General features: G+C 42.1%; 3 protein-coding genes. 2 read left to right on the top strand and 1 reads right to left on the bottom strand.

Annotated elements, in window-relative coordinates:
* Positions 1-117 precede the first annotated feature (117 nt).
* A complete protein-coding gene (locus V2H45_RS25455) occupies positions 118-504 on the bottom strand; it encodes a DUF4388 domain-containing protein (protein ID WP_330486500.1) in 387 nt (128 codons plus the stop codon).
* 625 nt (positions 505-1129) lie between these two features.
* Between V2H45_RS25455 and V2H45_RS25450 the strand changes: the two genes are divergently transcribed.
* A complete protein-coding gene (locus tag V2H45_RS25450) occupies positions 1130-1429 on the top strand; it encodes a hypothetical protein (protein WP_330486499.1) in 300 nt (99 codons plus the stop codon).
* A gap of 168 nt (positions 1430-1597) precedes the next feature.
* Positions 1598-2611 (top strand): M48 family metalloprotease, encoded by a 1014-nt coding sequence (locus tag V2H45_RS25445; protein ID WP_330486498.1) that lies wholly within the window; start codon positions 1598-1600, stop codon positions 2609-2611.
* Positions 2612-2641 lie beyond the last annotated feature (30 nt).

The raw sequence follows: 2641 nt of genomic DNA, 5'->3' as shown, positions 1-2641 counted from the left end.
CCTATAACTTTGGGGGCTTTTTTTCTACCCTAAACTTCTCAAACACGCTCTAAGTCAAATAATCCTGTTTGCCAATCCTGCATTGACTTCCACCTTATCTATTGCTTCTTTCTCATTTTACCTCATTTTCCTCAAATCCCTTCCTACTCTTGTTTGTATTTTTAGAGATGCCCTAAAGAGCATTTTCAATTGCTCTGTTTGTAAGACACCTAGCGATTTCAAATGCAGCCCCAAAGGCATATCGAGAGAAGATGAGGCAAAATCTTGAGGAGAACTCAAATTTTTGAACCATCCTCGCCGCTCGATCATATTAGATAGTCCCTTGCGATCTAGGCGATCGGACATAGCCACAACTCGCCCATGATCTAGCCAAATATAACTGTAACGAAAGGTCTCATTTTCAAAAAGACCGCGAATTTTCAGTAAGCCTGTCTTACTGCCTCTATCCAGAAATTGAAAAATTTCTGGCAAGGAAAAATCAGCTAGATTTCCTGAAATTGCCATGTTCAATACTCAGTTAGGAACATAATACTTACAGACATCTCCGAGAAAATCTTATCGGAATCAATCTTATTGGTACTGAGATAGATTATCTGCTCCGAGAAGTTAACAACATCACCCAGTTGGGCGAATCTCAATCTTTTTAAGCAAAATCTTTTTAAGCAAAAAATATTTAGAGCCTATTTGAAAAGTTTTCTGAATTCTTGACGCTGCGTACGTTCTAGCCAAACAGTGCTAAAACGGTGAAGCCCATACAGTTAAAGCATCGTGGCAGACTTTCCCAACAGCTTCTTAGAATATTTATCAACCAACCTCATATTATATTCGCAATTAAACTCATACCATACCTCCCAAAAAATTGGGACACCTTATTTTTAGATTAAGATTTAGATAAGGTAATGTTCTGCGACCATCTCAAATCTCAATCTACCTAGATACAATTGAAATCGGTATGAGATGACATTAATCAGGTAATCTAGTAAAAACCTAGAAACTCTTTGTCCATACCTATCTCATCCTACGCTCCTCTCTAGGTCGCGCTTTTTCCGTTCCACGTAAGGTCAGTTATATAATACTTCTCCGCGCTCGCTCGCCCATATCGTTTCTGTGTTCCGATCGCATTCAGTCCATGAGAGTCAAGATAGTTGAACAAGTTATCTATATCAACAAAGACGATGTACCGCAATATAAAAAAGGTGGTTCGGTCGTGCGGAATAGTTATTTCTGGGCTTTACGTTCTATTGCATGTCAAGCTCGGCGCGATCGCGATTGGGAATACGAATCTGAGGTTTGGTTCGCGCTAGAGAGAATGCTGATCTCCTTCGCTGAATCTGGCTATCTATCCACCAGCGAAACGATTCTAGAATTTCCCACTGATGCGGAAATCCCCCCTGTTTTGCGCAACATCTCAACTTGGCAAGAAATTTGATCGGTACGGGTTTCCAATTTCGGCAGGCAAGATGCCTGCGCTACCCCATCATTTTATTACAGCATTATGAAGAAATATAAAGTTGGGATTCCCGATCGCATGGAGGCTTGTTGTGTTTCGCACCGTCCATCCTATGATTTTTAGCAAGATTGTATTTTGTGACTAATCATGAGGAAACTGCGATCGCTTTTGGCTTTGTTTCTAGTAGGCTTACTGACCTCCCTCTTATGGGGAAATTCAGCTTTAGCACTTAACTCGACGAATTTGCGTTCGGCGATCGCACCTAACAGCCTCGATATCGACCGTAAAATTATTGCCTTTCAACCATCTAGTTCTCGGCAAAAATATCTGCAACAATTAGAAGAAAGCGATCGCTACTATCAACAAGGTGCGATCGCCAATGCGCAAAAAATCCAAAAGGAAGTTAAAGAGCCTTTTGCGAATACTGGTAGTGGAAGACGTACCCCCATTGATAATCCAGACCAACTGACAGGAGGCGCGAAAGTCTACTATCGCGAAGGCAAGGCTGGCTTAGAGCAGGGGCTATCTATCAAAGCCTTGGTTCCTCTGCAACGACTTTCCGTAGACTATCCTGAGTTCGTGCTTGGGCACTTGATGTTAGCGCAGGCAGCGCGAAAATTTAGCGATGACGATGCAAAAGCTGCGCTCAAAAAATCAAAGATAGAAGTTGAGCTAGAAGCCTTAGAACGAGGCTCATCACTTTTTCCCGATCGCAAAGATCTCTTAGATGCTCGTATCAAAGCTTTGGTCAGCTATGAAAAGTTTATCGAAGCATCCGTTACGGCTCGTCAGTTCGCGGTTCTTTTCCCTGACGACCCAGATCGTGGGAGATATCTAAAACTTGCGGATGAATATCTAGACAAACATCGTCAGGGCATCAAAGACAGAATCGTGGGGGCAGCAGCACTCAGTGCTTTATCGGGCAATCTCCAAGCGATCGTTCAAGTGATTGCGATATTGTCTCGCAGTGAGTCTGATTTTGGCGCTCAAGCTGTCGAAGAGTTTCAACAAGTAAATCAGTTGGTTACCGATCCTGAGGTTCTATCTTATGTCAATCGCATCGGACAAAAGATAGCAAAAACCATGGGTAGAAATGAATTTCAGTATGAATTTTATGTCTATAAAGACGATCGCGACATCAATAGAGTTGTTGGGAAATAAAAACAAGTTGTGGACAGGGTTTTCCTCTTC

The organism is Tumidithrix elongata BACA0141 (assembly GCF_036349135.1).
GTDB classification, from domain to species: Bacteria; Cyanobacteriota; Cyanobacteriia; order Pseudanabaenales; family Pseudanabaenaceae; genus Tumidithrix; species Tumidithrix elongata.
Note: the sequence above shows the minus strand (reverse complement) of the source record. Positions and strands in the feature narration are given on the sequence as shown.